General features: G+C 48.5%; 1 protein-coding gene. It reads right to left on the bottom strand.

Features of this window, described 5'->3' with window-relative positions; translation table 11 throughout:
* Window positions 1–206: hypothetical protein (locus QEH52_RS20410; RefSeq protein WP_308952797.1), on the bottom strand; the 206-nt coding region annotated here is incomplete at its 3' end.
* Window positions 207–326 lie beyond the last annotated feature (120 nt).

Here is a 326-nt window from a genome sequence, read left to right on the forward strand (position 1 = left end):
ATGCTCGACTCATCTAACATGGCCCAGTCTTGTAAGAAACTGCGGCCACTGCGTTCGTCATTGATCGAACGGTTCACTCCCATTCGAATCCATTGCCAGTCATCCAGCTCGGGACACTCCCGAGTGTGCGAACAGTGACTCAAAGACTCCCGCGCAGGAGCCAGAAAACATTCGGTAAGCGACTTATAATCATTAGGTTGCTGCATAGGACCAATTTTTCGGGGCACCCTCAAAGTCAAGCTTTAAGCACCCTGAGACCGCATTATTATGCGTTTTAAGCAGATTTAATGTCAAAGTCAGTTCCGCAAAATCGACCTCAGTCACCT

Source organism: Thalassobacterium maritimum (assembly GCF_031127805.1).
Lineage (GTDB): Bacteria > Verrucomicrobiota > Verrucomicrobiia > Opitutales > Coraliomargaritaceae > Thalassobacterium > Thalassobacterium maritimum.